The organism is Streptomyces sp. 1331.2 (genome assembly GCF_900199205.1).
Taxonomy (GTDB): domain Bacteria; phylum Actinomycetota; class Actinomycetes; order Streptomycetales; family Streptomycetaceae; genus Kitasatospora.
This window is the reverse complement of the sequence record NZ_OBMJ01000001.1, coordinates 5,498,610-5,518,548: the sequence shown is the minus strand read 5'-3', so window position 1 is coordinate 5,518,548 and position 19,939 is coordinate 5,498,610. Positions and strand designations below refer to the sequence as shown.

Annotated in this window: 19 protein-coding genes; 10 read left to right on the top strand and 9 right to left on the bottom strand. The window is 70.7% G+C overall.

Features of this window, described 5'->3' with window-relative positions; genetic code table 11:
• Nucleotides 1–57: 57 nt before the first annotated feature.
• Nucleotides 58–1,134, bottom strand: a complete 1,077-nt coding sequence (gene trpD / locus CRP52_RS23730; protein ID WP_097238234.1) for an anthranilate phosphoribosyltransferase — start codon at nt 1,132–1,134, stop codon at nt 58–60.
• A 118-nt stretch (nt 1,135–1,252) separates the two neighbouring features.
• A complete protein-coding gene (locus CRP52_RS23725) occupies nt 1,253–1,678 on the bottom strand; it encodes a hypothetical protein (protein ID WP_097238233.1) in 426 nt (141 codons plus the stop codon).
• A gap of 395 nt (nt 1,679–2,073) precedes the next feature.
• Between CRP52_RS23725 and ctaE the strand changes: the two genes are divergently transcribed.
• The 6 genes from ctaE to CRP52_RS23695 all read left to right on the top strand — a co-directional run bounded on the left by ctaE (nt 2,074) and on the right by CRP52_RS23695 (nt 8,166).
• The gene (ctaE, locus tag CRP52_RS23720; protein ID WP_097238232.1) at nt 2,074–2,694 is read left to right on the top strand and encodes an aa3-type cytochrome oxidase subunit III; all 621 of its coding nucleotides are present in this window, start codon (nt 2,074–2,076) and stop codon (nt 2,692–2,694) included.
• Between the two features lie 187 nt (nt 2,695–2,881).
• Complete coding sequence (gene qcrC, locus CRP52_RS23715; protein WP_097238231.1) at nt 2,882–3,691, top strand: cytochrome bc1 complex diheme cytochrome c subunit; 810 nt, start codon at nt 2,882–2,884, stop codon at nt 3,689–3,691.
• An 8-nt stretch (nt 3,692–3,699) separates the two neighbouring features.
• Nucleotides 3,700–4,752, top strand: a complete 1,053-nt coding sequence (gene qcrA, locus CRP52_RS23710) for a cytochrome bc1 complex Rieske iron-sulfur subunit (protein WP_179852901.1) — start codon at nt 3,700–3,702, stop codon at nt 4,750–4,752.
• Nucleotides 4,749–6,407 (top strand): cytochrome bc1 complex cytochrome b subunit, encoded by a 1,659-nt coding sequence (gene qcrB, locus CRP52_RS23705; protein ID WP_097238229.1) that lies wholly within the window; start codon nt 4,749–4,751, stop codon nt 6,405–6,407. Before qcrA ends, qcrB begins: the two co-directional genes overlap by 4 nt.
• 118 nt (nt 6,408–6,525) lie before the next feature.
• The gene (locus tag CRP52_RS23700) at nt 6,526–6,897 is read left to right on the top strand and encodes a GntR family transcriptional regulator (protein ID WP_097238228.1); all 372 of its coding nucleotides are present in this window, start codon (nt 6,526–6,528) and stop codon (nt 6,895–6,897) included.
• A 45-nt stretch (nt 6,898–6,942) separates the two neighbouring features.
• Nucleotides 6,943–8,166, top strand: coding sequence for an IS4 family transposase (locus tag CRP52_RS23695; RefSeq protein ID WP_097234600.1), 1,224 nt, complete (start codon nt 6,943–6,945; stop codon nt 8,164–8,166).
• A gap of 208 nt (nt 8,167–8,374) precedes the next feature.
• Here the strand turns inward: CRP52_RS23695 and CRP52_RS23690 are convergent, their stop codons facing one another.
• The 4 genes from CRP52_RS23690 to ctaC all read right to left on the bottom strand — a co-directional run bounded on the left by CRP52_RS23690 (nt 8,375) and on the right by ctaC (nt 12,846).
• Complete coding sequence (locus tag CRP52_RS23690; RefSeq protein ID WP_097238227.1) at nt 8,375–9,631, bottom strand: L,D-transpeptidase; 1,257 nt, start codon at nt 9,629–9,631, stop codon at nt 8,375–8,377.
• Between the two features lie 172 nt (nt 9,632–9,803).
• Nucleotides 9,804–10,220 carry a cytochrome c oxidase subunit 4 gene (locus CRP52_RS23685; RefSeq protein WP_097238226.1) on the bottom strand — a complete coding sequence of 139 codons (417 nt, stop codon included), beginning with the start codon at nt 10,218–10,220 and terminating at the stop codon, nt 9,804–9,806.
• Nucleotides 10,220–11,995, bottom strand: coding sequence for an aa3-type cytochrome oxidase subunit I (ctaD, locus tag CRP52_RS23680; RefSeq protein WP_097238225.1), 1,776 nt, complete (start codon nt 11,993–11,995; stop codon nt 10,220–10,222). Before ctaD ends, CRP52_RS23685 begins: the two co-directional genes overlap by 1 nt.
• A complete protein-coding gene (gene ctaC, locus CRP52_RS23675) occupies nt 11,992–12,846 on the bottom strand; it encodes an aa3-type cytochrome oxidase subunit II (RefSeq protein ID WP_097238224.1) in 855 nt (284 codons plus the stop codon). The genes ctaD and ctaC overlap by 4 nt, the downstream gene beginning before the upstream one ends.
• Nucleotides 12,847–13,215: 369 nt before the next feature.
• On the opposite strand from ctaC, the gene CRP52_RS23670 reads away from it, so the two are divergent.
• Nucleotides 13,216–14,613, top strand: a complete 1,398-nt coding sequence (locus tag CRP52_RS23670) for a cysteine desulfurase/sulfurtransferase TusA family protein (RefSeq protein ID WP_097240292.1) — start codon at nt 13,216–13,218, stop codon at nt 14,611–14,613.
• Here the strand turns inward: CRP52_RS23670 and CRP52_RS23665 are convergent.
• The gene (locus CRP52_RS23665) at nt 14,606–15,583 is read right to left on the bottom strand and encodes a carbohydrate kinase family protein (RefSeq protein ID WP_097238223.1); all 978 of its coding nucleotides are present in this window, start codon (nt 15,581–15,583) and stop codon (nt 14,606–14,608) included. The genes CRP52_RS23670 and CRP52_RS23665 overlap by 8 nt on opposite strands.
• 279 nt (nt 15,584–15,862) lie before the next feature.
• On the opposite strand from CRP52_RS23665, the gene CRP52_RS23660 reads away from it, so the two are divergent.
• Nucleotides 15,863–16,069, top strand: a complete 207-nt coding sequence (locus tag CRP52_RS23660; protein WP_097238222.1) for a hypothetical protein — start codon at nt 15,863–15,865, stop codon at nt 16,067–16,069.
• A 104-nt stretch (nt 16,070–16,173) separates the two neighbouring features.
• Nucleotides 16,174–16,854, top strand: coding sequence for a hypothetical protein (locus CRP52_RS23655; RefSeq protein WP_097238221.1), 681 nt, complete (start codon nt 16,174–16,176; stop codon nt 16,852–16,854).
• A 92-nt stretch (nt 16,855–16,946) separates the two neighbouring features.
• Here CRP52_RS23655 and erpA read toward each other — a convergent pair whose 3' ends face one another.
• A complete protein-coding gene (gene erpA, locus CRP52_RS23650; protein WP_049651846.1) occupies nt 16,947–17,300 on the bottom strand; it encodes an iron-sulfur cluster insertion protein ErpA in 354 nt (117 codons plus the stop codon).
• A 150-nt stretch (nt 17,301–17,450) separates the two neighbouring features.
• On the opposite strand from erpA, the gene CRP52_RS23645 reads away from it, so the two are divergent.
• Nucleotides 17,451–18,407 (top strand): GNAT family N-acetyltransferase, encoded by a 957-nt coding sequence (locus CRP52_RS23645; protein ID WP_097238220.1) that lies wholly within the window; start codon nt 17,451–17,453, stop codon nt 18,405–18,407.
• Nucleotides 18,408–18,497: 90 nt separating this feature from the next.
• On the opposite strand, the gene CRP52_RS23640 is transcribed toward CRP52_RS23645, so the two are convergent.
• Nucleotides 18,498–19,865: a pyridoxal phosphate-dependent decarboxylase family protein gene (locus CRP52_RS23640; protein ID WP_097238219.1), complete on the bottom strand. Its 1,368-nt coding sequence runs from the start codon at nt 19,863–19,865 to the stop codon at nt 18,498–18,500.
• Nucleotides 19,866–19,939: the final 74 nt, after the last annotated feature.

The window sequence follows — 19,939 nt, the reverse complement described above, 5'->3', positions numbered from 1 at the left end:
CCCGGGCACGCCGAGGAGCCCGCACCGGCGTACCGGTACGGGCTCCCGACTGCCGCTTCAGTTCCGGCTGGTGGCTTCCGACCAGCGCCGCAGCTGGTCCTGCGCGGCACCGGAGTCGATGGCCTCCGCGGCCCGCGCCATGCCCGCCGCGAGCTGTTGCGTCAGCGGTGCGTCGCCGAGGTCGCGCGCGACCAGGGCCGCCGCGGTGTTCAGCAGGACGGCGTCCCGCACCGGCCCGCGCTCCCCCGCCAGCAGCCGGCGCGCGACCTCGGCGTTGTACGCCGGGTCCCCGCCGCGCAGCGTCTCGATGCCGACCAGCTCGATGCCGACGTCCCGCGGGTCGAAGGTGGTCTCGGTGACCGCCCCGTCACGCACCACCCAGACCCGCGAGGTGGTGGTGATGGTCAGCTCGTCCAGCCCGTCGTCACCGCGGAACACCAGCGCCGTCGAGCCGCGTCGGGCGAGCACCCCGGCGATCAGCCCGGCCAGCCGGGTGTCGAAGCAGCCGATGGCGTGGGCGGTGACCTTGGCCGGGTTGGTGAGCGGACCGAGGATGTTGAAGGCGGTCGGCACCCCGAGGTCGCGCCGGGCGGTGGCGGCGTGCCGCATGGAGGGGTGGAACTTCGCCGCGAAGCAGAAGGTGAGCCCGACCTCCTCGGCCACCTCGGCGACCCGCCGGGCGGAGAGGTCCAGTGCCACGCCCAGCTTCTCCAGCACGTCCGAGGACCCGCTGGAGGAGGAGGCGGCCCGGTTGCCGTGCTTGACCACCTTGACGCCGGCCGCCGCCGCGACGATCGCCGACATGGTGGAGATGTTGACGGTCTTCGCCCGGTCGCCGCCGGTGCCGACGATGTCCACCGCCGGGCCGGGGATGTCCAGCGGCTCGGCGTGCTCGTACATCGCGTCCACCAGACCGGTGACCTCGTCGACCGTCTCGCCCTTGGCCCGCAGCGCGATCATGAAGCCGGCCACCTGGACGGGCGAGGCCTCGCCGCTCATGATCCGGTCCATCGCCCAGGCGGTGGAGGCGCGGTCGAGGTCCTCCCCCTTCAACAGCGCCGCCAGGAGGTCCGGCCAGGTGCGGACCACCTGCACGGGGTCGCTACCGCCGTTCGCAGGGTTCACGTTCACCATGGCTGACTCCACTGTTGTCGGTTCCCCGCTCGGCGGGGGACGTCCGTACGGATGGAGCCAGCCTATCGAGCGACCGGGAACCGCCGGGTCCCCTTCTCTAGTAGTGAAACACCACTGCTCAGCGGGCCACCGGAGCCCGCTTCGCCAGCCGTGCCCGCAGCAGGGTGGCGACCGCGTCGGCCAGCGCCACCGGCTCCACCGGGTGGGAGATCGCAGCGTCGGCCCGGCTCCAGGCGGCGAGCCAGGAGTCCTGCGGCCGGCCGATCAGCACCAGCACCGGCGGGCAGCCGTAGATCTCGTCCTTGAGCTGGCGCCCGAGCCCCAGCCCGCCGGCCGGCACCGCCTCGCCGTCCAGCACGCAGAGGTCCACGCCGCCCTTCTCCAGCGCCTTGAGCACCGCGGGGGTGGTCGCGCACTCCAGGTAGGACAGCTCCGGAAGATCCTCGGCCGGCCGGCGGCCGAGCGCCGTCAGCACCTGCTCGCGGGTGTTGCGGTCGTCGCTGTAGACGAGGACGGTGAGCGTCTCATCGGTGGTGTACGCCATGGACCCTGCTCCCTCAAGTGTGATCCGGACCACGTTCGCCTGATCCGGATGCTACTCCCGATCACCGCCCGCCGAGCCCCCCTCGGACACGTTCCTTCTCAAGCCGCCGCGCCCCGGGCTCACCCGCCTGGAGGACGGCGCGTCACCCGACCCGGCCCGGTCCACCCGTACGGCCGACGCGGCCCGCTCCCCCCTACCTCCCGCGGCTACTCCGACCGGGCAACGACGCGCCGGGCAACGGGGTCGCGAGCACTCCGAGGAACCGTCAGAAAAGGGACACGCGGCTGCTCAGCCGCCGTACGGACACCCCGCCGCCCCCCAAGCGGGCATACCGCACGCACCGGACACTCCGAGGGACACCCCCCGGCGTGAAGACGGAATAAGGGACCGACATAATGTCCGTCGTGGCGACAGCAACAGCAGTAGAAACCGGGCACGCGCACGGATCGGTCAACCGGCCGAACATGGTCAGCGTCGGAACGATCGTCTGGCTCAGTTCCGAGTTGATGTTCTTCGCGGCCCTCTTCGCGATGTACTTCACGCTCCGCTCCGTCAAGGGAGCCGAGTTCTGGACCGAGAAGGCCCACGCGCTCAACGTGCCCTTCTCCTCGGTCAACACCACGATCCTGGTGCTCTCCTCGCTGACCTGCCAGCTCGGTGTGTTCGCTGCCGAGCGCGGTGACGTGAAGAAGCTTCGGGCGTGGTTCATCCTCACGTTCGCAATGGGCGCGATCTTCATCGGCGGCCAGGTGTACGAGTACACCGCGCTGGTCAAGGAGGACGGCCTGTCGCTGTCCTCCGACCCGTACGGCACGGTGTTCTACCTCACCACCGGCTTCCACGGCCTGCACGTGACGGGTGGTCTGATCGCCTTCCTGCTGGTCCTGGGACGGACGTACGCAGCCAAGCGCTTCACGCACGAGCAGGCCACCGCCGCGATCGTCGTGTCGTACTACTGGCACTTCGTCGACGTCGTGTGGATCGGCCTGTTCGCGACCATCTACCTGATCAAGTAACCAGCTGATCAGGTCGCTGGCCACCGGCTGCGGCCCCCGCCCTCACCGGCGACGGGCCGCTTCTGCCGGTGCCGACGCTCCCACCGACCGACCGCGCGCGCAGCCCTAGACAGGCAGCCTCGTGCCGGCCAGACCGGCCGCCGGGTGCACCCACCAGTCGACCAGATCCTGACACCGGGGTTATTCCGTGAAAAAGCTCTCCGCACGACGGCGCCACCCATTGGCGGCGCTGGTCGTCCTACTTCTCGCCCTGGCGGCAACCGGGGGGCTGTACGCCGCGTTCGCGCCCGCCGACAAGGCGCAGGCCGACGTCGCCGCGCAGTCGCTCGCGATCGATGAGGGCAAGAAGCTCTTCGCCGTGGGCTGCTCCTCCTGCCACGGCCTGAACGGCCAGGGCGGCAGCGACGGTCCCAGCCTGGTCGGCGTCGGCTCCGCCTCCGTCGACTTCCAGGTCGGCACCGGCCGCATGCCGGCCCAGCAGCCCGGCGCCCAGGTGCCGCGCAAGAAGAACATCTACACGCAGGCCGAGATCGACCAGCTCGCCGCCTTCGTCGCCTCCCTCGGTCCCGGCCCGGTGACCCCGAAGGAGGAGCAGTACACCTCGACCAACCCCGACGACATCTCCAAGGGTGGCGAGCTGTTCCGCACCAACTGCGCCCAGTGCCACAACTTCGCCGGCCAGGGTGGTGCCCTGACCAAGGGCAAGTACGCCCCGTCGCTGGAGGGCGTGGACGCCAAGCACATCTACGAGGCCATGCAGACCGGCCCGCAGAACATGCCGTCGTTCCCGGACACCACCATGCCCGAGGAGCAGAAGAAGCAGATCGTGGCCTTCGTCCGCCACACCACCTCCGATGAGCCCAACCCCGGTGGTCTCACGCTCGGCAGCCTCGGTCCGGTGACCGAGGGTCTGTTCGGCTGGATCTTCGGCCTCGGCACGCTCATCGCGGTCGCGATCTGGGTCGCCGCCCACACCACCAAGGCCAAGAAGTCATGAGCCACGACATGTCAGAAGAGAAGCTCCCGGAGTCCCACGGCTCCGCCGGCGAGGTGGCCCACCACGGCGACCCGTTCGCCGACCCGGGTCTGCCGGCCCACGAGCCCCGGCGCACCGACATCGACGAGCGGGCCGCCCAGCGGGCCGAGCGCCAGGTGTCGCTGATGTTCGTGATCTCGATGCTCGCCACCATCGGCTTCATCGCCTCGTACGTGGCCATCGACCCGGACAAGATCGTCTACATCTTCCCGCTGGGCCACGTCAGCGCGCTGAACTTCGCGCTCGGCCTGACCCTGGGCGTCGCCCTCTTCATGATCGGCGCGGGCGCGGTCCACTGGGCCCGCACCCTGATGTCGGACGTCGAGCTGCCGGCCGAGCGTCACCCGATCGAGGCTGACGACGAGGTCCGCGCGGACGTCATCGAGCAGTTCAAGACCGGTGCCGCCGAGTCCGGTTTCGGCCGCCGCAAGATGATCCGCAACACGCTCATCGGCTCGATGGCGCTGGTCCCGCTCTCCGGCGTGGTCCTGCTCCGCGACCTCGGCCCGCTCCCGGAGAAGAAGCTCCAGGAGACCGGCTGGAAGGAGGCGACGGCGACCAAGCCGCTGTCCCTCATCAACATGAGCACCATGCAGCCGATGAAGCCCGAGGACATCGTCGTCGGCTCGCTGACCTTCGCCATGCCGGAGGGCCTGTCCACGCACAGCGAGGACTTCCAGCAGCGGATCGCCAAGGACGCCCTGATGCTCGTCCGCATCGCGCCCGAGGACATCAAGGACGACAAGTCCAAGGAGCTGGGCTTCGAGGGCATCCTCGCCTACTCCAAGATCTGCACCCACGTCGGCTGCCCGATCAGCCTGTACGAGCAGCAGACCCACCACGCGCTCTGCCCCTGCCACCAGTCGACCTTCGACCTGGCGGACGGCGCGCGCGTCATCTTCGGCCCGGCCGGCCACCCGCTGCCGCAGCTGAAGATCACCACTGACGAGAAGGGCAACCTGGTCGCCACCGGCGACTTCAAGGAGCCTGTCGGCCCGAGCTTCTGGGAGCGTGCTCGATGAGTAGCGCGAGCAGCACCACGACCGGTGCCGCCAAGCCCTCCAGCACGCGCGCCAAGCCCGCCAACAAGTGGGAGGCCGCGGCTGACTGGACGGACGGCCGGCTGGGGATCTACTCCCTGGCCAAGGCCAACCTGCGGAAGATCTTCCCGGACCACTGGTCCTTCATGCTGGGCGAGATCTGCCTCTACTCGTTCGTCATCATCATCCTGACCGGCGTCTACCTGACGCTGTTCTTCAAGCCCTCCATGGGCGAGGTGATCTACAACGGGTCGTACGTCCCACTCAAGGGCATCGGCATGTCCGAGGCCTACGCGTCGACGCTCGACATCAGCTTCGAGGTCCGCGGCGGCCTGCTGATCCGTCAGATCCACCACTGGGCCGCGCTGGTCTTCGTCGCCGCGATGCTCGTGCACATGATGCGCGTGTTCTTCACCGGCGCGTTCCGCAAGCCGCGCGAGATCAACTGGGTCTTCGGCTTCCTGCTGCTGGTCCTGGGCATGTTCGACGGCTTCTTCGGCTACTCGCTGCCCGACGACCTGCTCTCCGGCACCGGTATCCGCTTCATGGAAGGCGCGATCCTCGCCGTCCCGCTGATCGGCACGTACATCCAGATGTTCCTGTACGGCGGCGAGTTCCCCGGGCACGACATCATCCCGCGGTTCTTCACCATCCACGTGCTGCTGATCCCCGGCATCATGCTCGGCCTGCTGGTCGCGCACCTGATCCTGGTCTTCTACCACAAGCACACCCAGTGGGCGGGCCCGGGCAAGACCGAGAAGAACGTCGTCGGCATGCCGCTGATGCCGGTCTACATGGCCAAGGCCGGTGGCTTCTTCTTCCTGGTCTTCGGCATCATCGCCGCCATCTCGGCGATCGCCTCGATCAACCCGATCTGGGCCTACGGCCCGTACCGCCCGGACCAGGTCTCCACGGACGCCCAGCCGGACTGGTACATGGGCTTCTCCGAGGGTCTGATCCGCGTCATGCCGGGCTGGGAGATCAGCCTGTGGGGCCACACCCTGAACCTGGGTGTCTTCATCCCGCTGATGATCTTCCCGCTGGTCCTGGTCGCCATCGCGGTCTACCCGTTCATCGAGGGCTGGATCACCGGCGACAAGCGCGAGCACCACATCCTGGACCGCCCGCGCAACGCCCCGGTCCGCACCGGCCTGGGCGCCGCCTGGATCAGCCTGTACCTGGTGCTGCTGATCGGTGGTGGCAACGACCTGTTCGCCACGCACTTCCACCTGTCGCTGAACTCGATCACCTACTTCGTGCGCGTCGGCTTCTTCGTGGTGCCGGTCATCACCTTCATCGTCACCAAGCGCTGGTGCCTCGGCCTCCAGCGCCGTGACAAGGAGAAGGTGCTGCACGGCCGCGAGACGGGCGTCATCAAGCGCCTGCCGCACGGCGAGTTCATCGAGGTGCACGCCCAGCTGCCGCAGAAGGACCTGTTCAAGCTCACCGCGCACGAGCAGAACCAGCCGGTCGAGCTGCCGGCCCAGACGGACGAGAACGGCGTGGCCCGCAAGGCCGGCGTCCTCACCCGCACCCGGGCCAAGCTGTCCCGCGGCTTCTACGGCGAGGGCGGCCAGATCCCCAAGCCGACCTCCGAGGAGCACCACGAGATCACCAGCGGCCACGGCCACCACTGATCCCGTACGCACCCCGCGTCACCCCGAGGGCCGCCGACCAGAGTTCGTCTGGTCGGCGGCCCTCGGGCCTTTTCGCATCCACCGGCCCCGCAGCCGCCCATGTCCCCAGGAGCCCCCCGTGCAGCTCTCCGTCGACCCCGACTCCGCCACTCCCCCGTACGAGCAGATCCGCGCCCGGATCGCCGATCAGGCCCGCTCCGGCGAGCTGCCGGCCGGGCTGCGACTGCCGACCGTACGGGCCCTGGCCGAGGAGCTGGGGCTGGCCGCCGGGACCGTCGCCCGGGCGTACCGGGAGCTGGAGGCCGACGGGGTGGTGGAGACCCACGGCCGGCGCGGCACGCTGATCGCCGCCGCCGGGGACACCGCGCACCGGCTGGCCGCCGCGGCCGCCACCGAGTACGCCGAGCGCGCGGACCGCCTCGGGCTCTCCCACGCGGACGCCCTGGCCGCGGTGGTCACCGCCCTGCGGCTGGCCTACCCCGAGGCCTAGGACCAATGCCAGTGACTTTGGTGTCCCTGTCTCGTTGGTTGTGGTGTGGCGAGGGTGGGACAGGTCAAGTCGCCTGCGGGTGAGCGGTTGTCGGACCGGATCGCGATCGGGGTGTTGACCCGGGCGTTTCCGCCGGGTCTGGTGGATGAGGTGATCGCGGAGACCGGGCGGGGCGAGAAACGCAGCCGGTTGTTGCCGGCGCGGGTGGTCGTGTACTTCGTGCTGGCGATGTGCCTGTTCTTCGGGCAGGGCTATGAAGAGGTCGCCCGGGTGCTGGGCGAGGGGCTCGGGGACGGGCGGCGGTCGTGGCGGGTGCCCACGACCGCCGCGATCGGCCGGGCCCGTCGGCGGCTGGGTCCAGAGCCGTTGCGGTTGCTGTTCGCGCGGGTGTGTCGGCCGATGGCGGTGCCCGGGACAGCGGGGGCCTGGTACCGGCGCTGGCGCCTGGTCGCGGTGGACGGCACCACGCTGGACCTGGCGGACACCGAGGCCAACGACGCCTTCTTCGGCCGCCATGTGTCGGGACGCGGAGCGAGCGCGTTCCCGCAGGCCAGGGTGGTGGGGCTGGCCGAGTGCGGCACCCACGCGGTGTTCGCCGCCGTCACCGGTCCGCTGTCGGCGAGCGAGCAGTCCCTGTCCCGGCAGCTGTTCGACCGGCTTCGCGAGGGGATGCTGCTGCTGGCCGACCGGGGCTTCTACGGCTTCGAGCTGTGGCAGCACGCACGGGCCACCGGCGCGGACCTGCTGTGGCGCGTGCGCAAGAGCGCGAACCTGCCCGTCGTGCGCGTGCTCAGCGACGGCTCGTACCTCAGCACGGTGCACGCCGAACCGGACAGAAGGAGTCGCCGCAACCCGGTGACCGTCCGGGTCGTCGAATACACCCTCGCCTCCACCGGTGATGGCACCGTCTACCGCCTGATCACCACTCTCCTCGACCCCGAGGAGGCACCGGCCGCCGAGTTGGCCGCGCTCTACGTCCAGCGCTGGGAGATCGAGACCACCCTGGACGAGATCAAGACCCACCAGCGCGGACCCAAACTCGTCCTGCGCTCGAAGTACCCGTGGGGCGTCGAGCAGGAGGTCTACGGCCTCCTGCTCGTCCACCACGCCATCCGACAACTCATGCACCAAGCCGCCCTGCATGAGGGCGTGGACCCCGACCGCTTGTCCTTCACCCGCAGTCTGCGGGTCGTGCGCCGCCAGGTCCCCGCCCAGGCGGCGCTTTCCCCCCGGCAGACTCACCAGGGCGCTGAACCGCACCCTGGCTGAGATCACCGAACGCCTCCTACCCCCGCGCCGTCAACGGACCTGCCCCCGCGTCATCAAACGCAAGATGTCCAACTGGCCCCTCAAACGCGCCCAACAGCACGACTGGCCACCACCAACCCCCGCAACCATCACGATCACCAGAGCGGACACAACCTAAGTCACTGGCATTGGCCCTAGGACCTGTCCGGCGGGCCCCCGCAGACCCTCCCTAGACCTCAGGGCGGATCATGCCCGAGGCCGGGGCCTGGGCGGGCGGCGCGGTGGTGCTGAGGGGTTGTCCGACGGCGCTGTGCTTGACCCAGTCGGTCCAGCCGACGTTCCAGTCGCCGAAGCCGTTGCCGAACGCCTCCATCTGGGGGCCGCGGCTGTTCACCACCGTGACCAGGTCCCCCACCCGGGTGTTGTCGTAGAACCACTTGGCGTTGTCGGTGCTCATGCCGGTACAGCCGTGGCTGACGTTCTCCACGCCCTGCGAGCTGACCGACCAGGGCGCCGCGTGGACGTACTCGCCGCTCCAGGTCACCCGGGTGGCCCACTCGACGTTCAGGTCGTAGGCCTCCGAGCTGCCGGTGGCTATGCCGATCGTCTCGCCGTTCATCCGGACCGAGCGCTCCTGGCCGAGCACCACCTTGGTGCCGTTGCGGGTGTCGAAGCCCGGCTTGCCGGTGGTGACCGGGATGGTCCGCACGACCTCGCCGTCACGCTTCAGGGTGAGTTCGTGGGCGGCCGCATCGATCACCGACTCCACCCGTGCGCCGATCCGCAGCTTGAGCGCGCTGCGGTCGCCCCCGTAGAGGCCGTCCGCGATCCGGCTGCCGGTGCCGTCGAAGGACAGCGAGACGGTCGTCCCGGCCGGCCAGTAGTCCTCCGGGCGGAAGTGCAGGTTCTTGTCGTCCACCCAGTACCAGGCGCCCGTGACGGCGGGCTGGGAGCTGACGGTCAGGTCGCGCTCGACCTCCTGACGGGCCTGCGGGTCCTTCACCGCCTCGGAGAGCTGCACGGTGAGCGGCTGGCCCACCCCGTAGACGCCGCTGCCGGAGGAGTCCGGGCCGAGCTTCGCGGTGAGCAGGCGCTGGGCGGCGAGGGTGCTGAAACTCGCGGTGGTGTCGCCCCGGCCGCCCTTGCCGTCGTCGGCGGAGATCCGCACGGAGTAGGCGGTGGCGGCCTTCAGCCGGCCGGTGGTCTGCCAGCTGCGCTGGTCGTCGGCGAGCGTTCCGGCGACCACCCGGCCGTCCGGGCCGACCACGGTGACGTCGGTGAGCCGGCTGCCCGCCACCGCGGTGACGGTGACCGGCTGGGAGGGATCGACCTTGCCGTCCGCCGAGAGGTGGACCAGCGGGGCCGCATCGATCCGGTGCGGCCCGGCGGACTCGTCGTCACCGGACGAGCAGGCGGCCAGCGGGGCCAGTACTACGAGGGCCAGCGAGATGCTGCCGATGCCTGCGATTCCGCGCCTGTCGGCCATGACCGCCTCCGAGGGTTCGCACGATTGATCTGATCGTAGGAACGCCTTCTGGCGGAGCGACATCCAGGGGACGCGCCGTTCACCCGGCTGAGTGAGGCCGTCACCCAGGAGATGCACCAGGGCCGGTCCCCCCGTGCGGGAGGACCGGCCCTGGTGTCGGCGAGCGGGAACCCTACTGGTTCTGGTTCTCGCCCCGGTAGAACTCGAAGACCCATCCGAAGATGCCGATCATGATGATCGGGGCGGCCCAGAACATCAGCCACCAGCCGAAGATCACGCCCAGGAAGGCCAGCGCGCCACCGAGCGCCAGCGAGAGCGGCTGCCAGCTGTGCGGGGCGAAGAAGCCCAGCTCGCCGGCGTCGTCCGCGACCTCGGCCTCGGGGTTGTCACCCGCGCCGCTGTCCACCCGGCGGGCGGTGAAGGCGAGGTAGTACCCGATGAAGGCGCACAGCGCGAAGGCCAGGAACAGCGCGGTGGTACCGGCGGCCTCCAGGCCCGGCCCCGAGTTGTTGGTCCACAGGCCGTAGGTGATGGCCATCGCCAGCACGAAGACCGACAGGCCAAGGAAGATCTTTCCCTGTTCCTTCATCAGGCGTCGCCCTCCTTGTTGCCCTTGCCCAGCTTCGGGGCGTCGTACTTCGCCGGGGTCACGCCGGCGAGGTGCTTGGCCGGCTCACCGTGGTTCTCCAGGTAGTCCAGCGCGGCGATCTCCGGGTGGTGGAGGTCGAAGGCCGGGGATTCGGAGCGGATCCGGGGCAGGGTGAGGAAGTTGTGCCGCGGCGGCGGGCAGGAGGTCGCCCACTCCAGGGAGCGGCCGAAGCCCCACGGGTCGTCCACGGTGACCTTCTCGCCGTACTTGGCGGTCTTCCAGACGTTGTAGAGGAACGGCAGGATCGACAGGCCGAGCACGAAGGAGCCGATGGTCGAGACGGTGTTCAGGGTGGTGAAGCCGTCCGAGGCCAGGTAGTCGGCGTAGCGGCGGGGCATGCCCTCCGCGCCGAGCCAGTGCTGCACCAGGAAGGTGGTGTGGAAGCCGAAGAACAGCGTCCAGAAGGTGATCTTGCCGAGGCGCTCGTCCAGCATCTTGCCGGTCATCTTCGGCCACCAGAAGTGGAAGCCGGCGAACATCGCGAAGACGACGGTGCCGAAGACCACGTAGTGGAAGTGGGCGACGACGAAGTACGAGTCCGAGACGTGGAAGTCGATCGGCGGCGAGGCGAGCAGGACACCGGTCAGACCACCGAAGAGGAAGGTGACCAGGAAGCCGACCGTCCAGAGCATCGGGGTCTCGAAGCTCAGCGAGCCCTTCCACATGGTGCCGACCCAGTTGAAGAACTTCACACCGGTCGGGACCGCGATCAGGAAGGTCATGAACGAGAAGAACGGCAGCAGGACCTGTCCGGTGACGTACATGTGGTGCGCCCACACCGTCACGGACAGACCGGCGATCGCGATGGTGGCCGCGATCAGACCGGAGTAGCCGAACATCGGCTTGCGGCTGAAGACCGGGATGATCTCCGACACGATGCCGAAGAACGGCAGCGCGATGATGTACACCTCGGGGTGGCCGAAGAACCAGAACAGGTGCTGCCAGAGCATCGCCCCGCCGTTGGCCGGGTCGAAAACGTGGGCACCGAACTTGCGGTCGGCCTCCAGGGCGAACAGCGCGGCGGCCAGGACCGGGAAGGCCAGCAGGACCAGCACCGAGGTCAGCAGGACGTTCCAGACGAAGATCGACATCCGGAACATCGTCATGCCCGGGGCGCGCATGCAGATGATCGTGGTGATGAAGTTGACCGCACCGAGGATCGTGCCGAAGCCGGAGAAGGCCAGACCCATGATCCACATGTCGCCGCCGACGCCGGGCGAGTGCACCGCGTCCGACAGCGGGGAGTAGGCGAACCAACCGAAGTTGGCGGCGCCGTTCGGGGTCAGGAAGCCGCAGACCGCGATGGTCGAACCGAAGAGGTACAGCCAGTACGCGAACATGTTCAGACGCGGGAACGCCACGTCCGGGGCGCCGATCTGCAGCGGCATGATCCAGTTCGCGAAGCCCGCGAACAGCGGCGTCGCGAACATCAGCAGCATGATCGTGCCGTGCATCGTGAACGCCTGGTTGAACTGCTCGTTCGACAGGATCTGGGTCCCGGGACGAGCCAGCTCGGCACGCATGACCAGGGCGAGGATGCCACCGATCAGGAAGAAGGCGAACGACGTGCCCAGGTACAGGGTGCCGATCGTCTTGTGGTCAGTGGTGGTCAGCCACTTGATGATGGTCGAACCCGGCTTCCGGGTCCGCTGCGCCCCGACCGTGACGGCCTCGGCGCCCCCGCCGGCCGCGGCGGGCTCGTTGAGGATGGTCACTTCTCTTCACTTCCCATGGTGATGAGGCCGGAGGGCACCGCACCGTTCTGGCCCTTGGCGCGAAGCTCGGCCAGGTGCTTGTCGTAGTCGGCGCGATCGACGACCTTGACGTTGAACAGCATGCGCGAGTGGTCGGTGCCGCAGAGCTCGGCACACTTGCCCATGTACTCGCCCTTGACGGTCGGGGTGACCTCGAACTTGTTCACCACGCCCGGCACGACGTCCATCTTCATCATGAAGTTGACGGGCCAGAAGTCGTGGATGACGTCACGCGAGGTGAGACGGAACTGGACCGTCTCGTTGACCGGCAGCCAGAGCGTCGGAGCGTCCTTGGGAGTGCCGACCTCGTAGGCGGCGTCCTTGTTGGCCGGGTCAGGGGTCTCGGTGTTCTCGTAGTTGAACGCCCAGCTCCACTGGAAGCCGACCACGTTGACGTAGTGCTGCGGCTTCTCGGAGACGGCGGTCAGCTTGCTCTCGTCGCGGGCAACGAAGTAGAAGAGCACCGAAACGATGATGATGGGGACCGCGGTGTAGAGCGCCTCGATGGGCACGTTGTACCGGGTCTGCGGGGGGACCTCCACACCGGTGCGCTTGCGCCGGTGGAAGATCACGCTCCAGATGATCAGACCCCACATCAGTACGCCGACCACCAGCGCCGCGATCCAGGACCCCTGCCACATCTGGAGGACCATCGGCCCTTCCTTGGTGACGGGGCTCGGGAGGCCAAGCCTGGGGAGGTCGTTGGCCGAGCAGCCGGTGGCGGTCGCGATGACGAGGCCCAGTGCCAGCGCCTGAGGCAGCTTCCGCCGCATCGTGCGCCGCGGCGAGCGGTCGGAGCCGTTGGGACTCACGTAGCGCCTTCCCGAAGTCTCGCCCGCCTTCGCGTCGCCCCGGGGAGGAGTGTGAGCCTCCCCGGCGACCCGTCCACGGGCACGGTTTGAATGCTTATGCGGGCCAAACCCTACTCCAGCCTTATGCGCTCCTGACGGGCAGCCCCCGGTAACGCGCCGCCCGGTAGCCCGATCAGGGCCGGTGGGGGCTGCGCCGCAGGTCATCGTAGGCATCCGAGGTCCGTACGCCCGATCGGGGGATGACCTCGAACAACGGCCGTGACGATCCGTCGGACGCGGACGAAGCGGACATTCGGGGTGATCGACTGACGGTGGGTGAGCCGTGCGGCCGGGCCGGAACGCGCCCGGGGTGTGGCGTTAAATGTGACCGTGTACTTCGACGCGGCCTCGACGGCCCCTCTGCACCCCGTCGCGCGGCAGGCACTGACCGCCGCCCTGGACGAGGGCTGGGCCGATCCGGCCCGGCTGTACCGCTCCGGCCGGCAGGCCCGGATGCTGCTCGACGCCGCCCGGGAGACGGTCGCCGCGGTGCTCGGCGCCCGGGCCGACGAGATCGCCTTCACCGCGAGCGGGACGCAGGCCGTCCAACTCGGCCTGCTGGGCGCCCTGGCCGGGAACCGGCGGCGCGGCGGCCACCTGGTGCACTCGGCGGTGGAGCACTCCAGCGTGCTGCACGTCGCCGAGCGCCACGAGGCCGCGGGCGGGGAGGTCTCGGTGGTCCCGGTGGACCGGGGCGGCCGGGTCGACCCGGAGGCCTTCGGCGCGCTGCTGCGCCCGGACACCGCCCTGGCCGCGCTGCAGAGCGCCAACCACGAGGTGGGCACCGTCCAGCCGGTCGGCGAGGTCGCCGCGCTGTGCGCCGACGCCGGCGTCCCGCTGCTGGTCGACGCGGCGCAGAGCGCCGGGCGGGTGGACGTCCCGGCCGGCTGGTCACTGCTGACCGCGAGCGCCCACAAGTGGGGCGGCCCGCCAGGGGTCGGGGTGCTGGCGGTGCGCAAGGGCGTCCGGTACGCCTCGCCGCTGCCCGCCGACGAGCGCGAGGGCGGCCGGGTGCCCGGCTACGTCAACGTCCCGGCGATCGTGGCCGCGGCCGCCTCGCTGCGGGCCGTACGGGCCGAGGCGGAGCAGGAGAACGCCCGGCTGCACGCGCTGGTGGAGCGGATCCGGGCCCGGGTGCCGCAGCTGGTGCCCGAGGTCGAGGTGGTCGGCGACCCGGTGCGGCGGCTGCCGCACATCGTCACCTTCTCCTGCCTGTACGTGGACGGCGAGGTGCTGCTGACCGAGCTGGACCGGGCGGGCTTCGCGGTCTCCTCCGGCTCCTCCTGCACCTCCTCCACCCTGACGCCCAGCCATGTGCTGGCCGCGATGGGGGTGCTCACCGAGGGGAACGTCCGGGTCTCGCTGCCGTACGGGACGGCCGAGGCCGACGTGGAGCGCTTCCTCGCCGTGCTGCCCGACCTGGTGGCCGGGGTCCGGGCGCCGCTGGGGCTGGACCTGCCGGCGCCGAAGGCGACGGCGGAGGCCGCCACCCTCGTCATCGACGCCCTGGGCAAGCGGTGCCCGCTGCCGGTGATCGAGTTGGCGAAGCGGATCGGCGAGGTGCCGCCGGGCGGCACGGTGGTCGTGCTGGCGGACGACGAGGCGGCCCGACTGGACATCCCGGCCTGGTGCGAGATGCGCGGGCAGGAGTACGCGGGCGAGGCCCCGGCCGCCGACTACGGCGGCGACCGGGGCTCGGCCTACCTCGTCGTCCGGCGTACTACTTGACCAGGCGCGCGCGGATCTCGGCGGCCGCCTCGGCGCCGTAGGTGTCCTCGAAGCGCTTGAGGAAGGCGGCCGGGCGCAGCTCGTACTCCTGGGTGCCGACGGTCTCGATCACCAGGGTGGCGAGCATGCAGCCGAGCTGGGCGGAGCGCTCCAGGTCGAGCTCCCAGGACAGGCCGGCGAGGAAGCCGGCCCGGAAGGCGTCGCCGACGCCGGTCGGGTCGACCTTCGCGTCCTCCTTGGCGCAGCCGACCAGGATCGGGGCCTCGCCCTTGCGCTCGATCCGGACGCCCTTGCTGCCCAGGGTGGTGATCCGGGTGCCGACGCGGGTCAGCAGCTCCTCGGCGTCCCAGCCGGTCTTGGTCTCGATCAGCGCGGCCTCGTACTCGTTGGTGAAGAGGTACGCGGCGCCGTCCACGATCTCGCGGATGTCGTGGCCGTCCAGGCGGGCCAGCTGCTGGGAGGGGTCGGCGGCGAAGGCGTAGCCGCGGGTGCGGCACTCCTGGGTGTGGCGGACCATGCCCTGCGGGTCGTCGGCGCCGATCAGGACGAGGTCCAGGCCGCCGACGCGGTCGGCGATCGGCTTCAGCTCGATGCTGCGGGCCTCGGCCATGGCACCGGTGTAGAACGAGGCGATCTGGTTGTGGTCCTCGTCCGTGGTGCACATGAAGCGGGCCGTGTGCCGGGTCTCGGAGATGTGGACGGAGTCGCAGTCCACGTTGTTGCGCTCCAGCCAGCTGCGGTACTCGGCGAAGTCCGCACCGGCGGCGCCGACCAGGACCGGGCGGAGCCCGAGCACGCCCATGCCGAAGGCGATGTTCGGCGCGACCCCGCCGCGGCGGATGTCCAGGGTGTCGACCAGGAAGGACAGCGACACGGTGTGCAGCTGCTCGGCGACGAGCTGGTCGGCGAACCGGCCGGGGAACGTCATCAGGTGGTCGGTGGCGATCGAGCCGGCGACGGCGATACGCACGGAAGGTCTCCTCAGGATGGCTACTGGGCCAGCGGGCATGCAGGGGCGAACCCACTTACGGTACCCGGCCGGGCGACGCGGCCAGGCAGGAGTGGCCCAAGTTGCCGCCCGCTCGGCCATGGTGGCACCCGTTGCCGTCGAACGTGTACTACCTCCGGGTAGCACTGGTGGGCGGCCCGAACCCCGGCCTAGGGTCGGCCTCAGGAGGCCCGCCGCGCGGGTGGGCCCCGACGTCGACCGTGGCAGTGCGGCCACGGCCCTGGATCGGAGCGATGCCCGATGACGACCGACCACTCCCCTGTGCCCGGCCTGCGCGCCGAGGACGGCGAGACCCTGGACGCCCTGGTGGACTCCTCCCGACGGCTGCGCCGGTTCTGGCCCCAGCTGACGGCCGGCCCGGAGCCCACGGCCCCGGTGTCCGCCGGTTTCCGGGTCCCCTCCGGGGCTCGGCGGGTGGTCGCCGGAATGCCCGAGTACGGCCTCTGAAGCCGTACCGGATCCGCGGCGGAACCGGATCGGTCCGGAGCACGTCACATCCGCGCGGAGCGGCCGAGGAGGCGGCGCCGCTGAGCCCTCGGGAGGATGTGCAGATGGATCTGGAGACGATGCCGCGGCGCGGTCGGCGGGCCCTGGCCCTGGCGGGTCTGGCGCTGGCGACGGTGATGACGGTGGCCGGTTGCGACGGCGGCGGCAAGCCCGCCTCGGACTCGGCCGCGGCCGGTGCCTCGGCCTCGGCGAGCGCCTCCCCGCAGGCCCCGACGCCCCCCGGCAGCCCGTCCGCGACCGCCGAGCCGGGCAGCCCCTCGGGCGCCACCCAGCCGGCCACGCCGCCGACCGGCTTCGACCCCACCCCGGCTTCGCCGCCGCCCGGGAAGCCCGATCCGGCCACTCCCCCGGGCAACGGGATCGCGCCGGGCGAGCCCAACCCGAACGGTTCGACCCCGCCGACCCGCCCGCCGGTCGCCTACCGGGTGGACGGCACCACCAAGCTGACCGTGTACTTCTTCGGCGGGGTCTGCACGAAGTACGCGCTGAAGGCGGACGAGTCGCAGCCGGGCCGGGTGGACGTGACGGTCGTGCCGGGCCCGCCGGCCGTACAGCCCGGGCAGGTCTGCAACGCGCTGGCCAAGCGGCAGTCGGTCTCGGCCGACCTGCGCTCGCCGCTGGCCGGGCGGACGGTGGTGGACCGGACCAGCGGGCAGGAGCTGCCGCTGGAGGGCGACCCGCACGCCGGACCGGACCCGGTGGCCCCGGACATCGCCGGCCAGTAGCAGGCCGACCAGGAGCGGGTGGGCACACCCCCGCGCAGGCCGAAACGAAAAGGCGGCCCCGGGAGCACCCGGGGCCGCCTTTCGCAGCGGGCTTAGCTGAACGAGTCGCCGCAGGCGCAGGAGCCGGTGGCGTTCGGGTTGTCGATGGTGAAGCCCTGCTTCTCGATGGTGTCGACGAAGTCGACGGTGGCGCCGCCCAGGTACGGGGCGCTCATCCGGTCGGTGACGACCTTCACACCGTCGAAGTCCTTGATCACGTCGCCGTCGAGCGAGCGCTCGTCGAAGAACAGCTGGTAACGCAGGCCGGAGCAGCCGCCGGGCTGGACGGCGACGCGCAGCGCCAGGTCCTCGCGGCCTTCCTGCTCCAGCAGGGCCTTGACCTTGGCCGCGGCGGCATCGGTAAGGAGGATGCCACTCTCGACGGTGGTCTCGTCCTGGACGGTCATCTGCTTTCTCCCGGTCTTTGACGACGGTCTGCCGCCAGTGCCAACCACCGGTCGTCCGGATTCATTTCCGGACGGCGATGGATTTCTGCGGCCTGTTCGCGGCTGGTTACCCGCGGGACGGGTGTGCCACCCGTGGCCCCTACGCTCCCCATGCTCGCACAACCCGGCAGGGACGGTCACCGCCCCGGGTGCGGATCGGTGCGAACCGGCCCCGCGGCGGCCCGCCGGACTGCCAGGATGGTGCCCATGATCCTTCGCCCGGTCAGGGACACCGCCGCGGACGCGGAGGCCGTCCAGGAGCTGTCCGCCGCCGCGTTCACCGACCCCGCCGGTGCCGGGCCGGCGCCGCGGCCGACGCCGCTCCAGCTGGCGCGGACCAGACACCTGGCGCGCACCGACCCGGGGGGCTGCTGGCTGGCCGAGAGCGGCGGGGAGCCGGTCGGGGTGGTGCTGTCGATGCGCCGGGAGGGACTGTGGTCGCCGTCCCTGTACGCGGTGCGGCCGTCCGCGCAGGGCAAGGGCGTCGGGCGGCTGCTGCTGGACCGGGCGGCGACGCACGCCCGGGGCTGTCTGCGCGGGATGGTCTGCGCCTCGGACTCCGCGGCGGCGGCGCGCCGCTACCGGATGGCCGGGTTCACCCTGCACCCGGCGATGCGGCTGTCCGGGCGGGTCGACCGGGAGGGGCTGCTCGACCCCGGGGACATTCCGGTGCACCGCGGCAACGCCACCCACCTGCACCTGCTGGACTCGGTGGACCGCCGGCTGCGCGGCTCCGCGCACGGGCCCGACCACGAGCTGATGCTGGGCCACTTCGAGGAGCTGCTGATCGCCGACGCGCTGGCCGGCAGCGGCTACTGCTACCGGGACGGCGGCGCGGTGAAGCTGCTGGCGGCCACCAGCAAGCGGATCGCCGCCCGGCTGCTGCGCGAGGCGCTGGCCCGGGTGCCGTACGACGTCGAGGCCCGGCTCGAATTCCTCACCGCGGAGCAGGAGTGGGCGCTGGACGTCGGCCTGGAGGTCGGGCTGACACCGCGGGCCGGGGGCTTCGTCGGGGTGCGCGGGATGCGACCGCCGACGCCGTACCTGCCGAGCGGGGCGTTCCTGTAGGCCTGCGGTGCCGCAGGGTGCGGCAATGCGTACGGCCCTACCGGGAGCCGGTGGGGCCGTACGTCGGAGCCTCTGAGCCGGGAGCCTCGATCAGGCCATGGTGTCCAGGATCTCCTTGACCATCTCCATGGTCGTGCCCGGGTGCAGGAAGGCGAAGCGGGCGACCGTCTCGCCGTCCCAGCCGGTGGGGGTGACGAAGCCGATCTGGTCCGCGAGCAGCTGCTGCGACCAGCGGTAGTAGTCGTCGTTGGTCCAGCCCTTGCGCTTGAAGCAGACCGCGGAGAGCTGCGGGTCGAACAGCAGCTCCAGGTAGTCGGTCTCGCGGATCAGCTGCGCGGTGTCCCGGGCGAGCGTGAGGCCGGCCTCGATGGCGTCGGTGTAGGCCTGGACGCCGTGCACGGCCAGCGAGAACCAGAGCGGCAGGCCGCGGGCGCGCCGGGTCAGGTGGTAGGCGTAGTCGGTGGGGTTCCACTCGTCGCCCTCGGTGTGCAGGACGTCCAGGTAGGAGGCGTCCTGGGTGTGCACGGCGCGGGCGAGCTGCGGGTTCCGGTAGATCAGCGCGGCGCAGTCGAAGGGGGCGAACAGCCACTTGTGCGGGTCGACCACGAAGGAGTCGGCGTGCTCGATGCCGTTGTAGCGCTCGCGCACCGAGGGGGCGAAGAGGCCCGCGCCGCCGTAGGCGCCGTCCACGTGGAACCACAGGTCGCGCTCGCGGGCGACCTCGGCCAGGCCGGCCAGGTCGTCGACGATGCCCTCGTTGGTGGTGCCGCCGGTGCCGACGACGGCGATCACCGTCTCCGGGTTCGGGTCGGCGGCCAGCGCGGCGCGCAGCGCCTCGCCGGTGAACCGCCGGTCGACGGTCGGGACCTTGAAGGCCTCGACGCCGATGATGTTGAAGGTGTTCTTGACCGAGGAGTGGACCTGGTCGGCGACGGCTATCCGCAGTCGCGCCTCCGGGCCGACGCCGAGGCGGCGGCGGGCGGTGTCGCGGGCGACCACCAGGGCGGAGAGGTTGCCCGCCGAGCCGCCGGAGACGAAGCAGCCGCCGGCCGTCCCGGGCAGGCCCGCGCGGTCGGCGATCAGGCGCAGCACCTGGTTCTCGGCGGCGATCGCGCCGGCCGCCTCCAGCCAGGAGATGCCCTGCAGCGAGGCGCAGGAGACGACCATGTCGAACAGCAGCGCGGCCTTGGTCGGGGCGCACGGGATGAAGGACAGGTAGCGCGGGCTGTCGGCGGAGATGACGGCCCGGGACAGCTCGTGGTCGTAGAGCTTGAGGACGTCGACCGGGTTGTTGCCGTCCTGGTTCAGCAGGCCGGACAGCTGGGCGCGCAGGTGCTCGCCGTCACCGGGGTGGTCGAGCGGTACGGGGTCGTACTGCAGCCGCTCCCGCATGTAGTCGAAAACCAGGTCGACCAGTTCGTTGTCGGGCCGGTGCATGCGGTCGGGGGATGCGGACACGGCTGGTCCCTCTCGGCTGTGGGGTCGGGGTGAGGATCCGGCCCGGTCGGCGGGAGGCTTCACCGCGACGACCG